The sequence below is a fragment of the Microbacterium sp. genome, assembly GCF_031178525.1.
Taxonomy (GTDB): Bacteria; Actinomycetota; Actinomycetes; order Actinomycetales; family Microbacteriaceae; genus Microbacterium.
Window position 1 is genome coordinate 1 of record NZ_JAPSJA010000349.1, and the last position, 2,253, is coordinate 2,253.

2 protein-coding genes and 1 tRNA gene are annotated in these 2,253 nt (G+C 71.0%); all 3 read left to right on the forward strand.

The genetic code is table 11. The annotated features are described in order from the left end of the window. A tRNA-Gln gene (locus tag RIF89_RS14200) sits at positions 1-72 on the forward strand. A 1-nt stretch (position 73) separates the two neighbouring features. Then, positions 74-1,540 (forward strand): bifunctional UDP-N-acetylglucosamine diphosphorylase/glucosamine-1-phosphate N-acetyltransferase GlmU, encoded by a 1,467-nt coding sequence (gene glmU, locus RIF89_RS14205; protein WP_309069727.1) that lies wholly within the window; start codon positions 74-76, stop codon positions 1,538-1,540. Next, positions 1,512-2,253, forward strand: a 742-nt coding sequence (prs, locus tag RIF89_RS14210) for a ribose-phosphate diphosphokinase (protein ID WP_309069728.1), incomplete at its 3' end; no start/stop codon positions are given. The genes glmU and prs, both read left to right, overlap by 29 nt.

The following is a 2,253-nucleotide window of genomic DNA, read 5'->3' on the forward strand; positions in this document are numbered from 1 at the left end:
TCCGCCATGGTGTAACGGCAGCACGACAGCCTTTGGAGCTGTGAGGACCAGGTTCGAATCCTGGTGGCGGAGCATGACCGACAACACCGACCTGGCCATCGTCATCCTCGCCGCGGGGCAGGGCACGCGGATGCGCTCGAAGCTGCCCAAGGTGCTGCACCCGATCGGCGGCAGGACGCTGCTCGGTCATGTGCTGCACACCGCGCAGCAGCTGCCCGCCTCGATCGTGCGCGTCGTCGTGCGTCACGAGCGCGACCGCATCGTCCAGGCGCTCGAGGACATCCCGGGCGTGGACGTCGTCGACCAGGACGAGATCCCCGGCACGGGCCGCGCGGTGCAGCTCGCGGTCGAGGCGCTGCCCGCCGAGTTCCAGGGCGATGTGCTGGTGCTGTCGGGCGACGTGCCGCTGCTCGAGACCGACACGCTCGGCGCGCTGCTGGAGGCGCACCGCGCGGCCGCCGCCGACGCGACGCTGCTGAGCGCCACGCTGGACGACCCCACGGGCTACGGCCGCGTGATCCGCGACGCGGACGGATCGGTCTCCCGCATCGTGGAGCAGAAGGATGCGAGCGAGGACGAGGCCGCGGTCGCCGAGATCAACGCCGGCGTCTACGTCTTCCGCGCCGCGTCGCTCCGCGAGAGCCTCGCGCGCGTGGGCACCGCCAACGCGCAGGGCGAGATGTACCTGACGGACGTGGTGCGCCTGCTGCGCGAGACCGGTGGTCAGGTGGCCGCGCAGGCCGCCTCCGACGCGCGCATCGCGCTCGGCGTGAACGACCGCGTGCAGCTGTCGGAGGCCGCCGCCATCCTGAACGCGCGCATCGTGCGCCGCTGGCAGCGCGAGGGCGTCACGATCCAGGATCCGGCGACGACGTGGATCGACGACACCGTCACGCTGGCGCAGGACGTCACGATCCTGCCGAACACGCACATCCTGGGCGCCACGACGATCGCCGAGGGCGCGACCATCGGCCCCGACACCTCGCTCGTCGACTGCGAGGTGGGCGAGGGTGCGACCGTGCGCCGCGCGGACGCGACGCTCGCGGTGATCGGCGCGGGCGCGAGCGTGGGTCCCTTCGCCTACCTGCGCGCGGGCGCCGAGCTGGCGGCGGGCGCGAAGGTCGGCACCTACGTCGAGGTCAAGAACTCCCAGATCGGGGAGGGCTCGAAGGTGCCGCACCTGTCGTACGTGGGCGACACGACGATCGGGCGCGGCGTGAACCTCGGCGCCGGGGCGATCACCGCGAACTACGACGACATCGCCAAGCACCGCACCGAGATCGGCGACGAGGTGCACACCGGGTCTCATAACGTCTTCGTGGCGCCGGTTAGGATTGAGGCCGGCGCGAAGACCGGAGCCGGGGCCGTGATCCGCAAGGACGTCCCCGCCGGAGCTCTCGCCCTGAGTGTCGCCCCTCAGCGCAACATCGAGGGGTGGGTGGACAAGAACCGAGCGGGCACCGCAGCGGCCGCGGCCGCGGAGCGCGCCCGAAGCGCAGAGAAGGCGGCCGATGGCGCGCAAGAGCAGGACGACCACTGACGACGAGCGACAGCGGGGCATCGCCCCCGGGATCGTCACGAAGACAAAGAAGCGCCTCGTCGTGGTGGCCGGGGGTTCGCACCCGGAGCTCGCGCACGCGATCGCCGAGCAGCTCGGCATCGAGGTCGCGCCGACCGAGCGCCGCACCTTCGCATCGGGCGAGATCTACACGCGTTTCGAGACCTCGATGCGCGGCGCCGACGTCTTCCTCGTCCAGACGTTCGGAAGCCCCGTCAACGAGTGGATCATGGAGATGCTCATCATGCTCGACGCGCTCAAGCGCGCGTCGGCCAAGCGCATCACCGTCGTGGCCCCGTACTACCCCTATTCGCGTCAGGACAAGAAGGGCCGGGGTCGCGAGCCGATCTCCGCGCGCCTCGTGACCGACCTGATCGCCACCGCGGGCGCCGACCGCATCATGAGCGTCGACCTGCACGCCGCGCAGATCCAGGGCTTCTTCGACGGGCCCGTCGACCACCTGTTCGCCAAGCCCATCCTCGCGCGCTATTTCGCCGAGTCGCTGCAGGGCGAGGACCGCGAGACCCTCACGGTCGTCTCGCCCGACATGGGCCGCGTGCGCGTTGCAGACACGTGGGCCGACGAGTTCGGCGCGCCGCTGGCGATCATCCACAAGCGCCGCGACCCGAAGGTCGCCAACCAGGTCACCGTGCACGACATCGTGGGTGAGGTGCACGGCCGCACGTGTCTGCTGG

Bases quoted from the DNA above. Each gene is read 5' to 3' on its own strand.
- glmU (WP_309069727.1), top strand. From the start codon at position 74: ATGACCGACAACACCGACCTGGCCATCGTCATCCTCGCCGCGGGGCAG.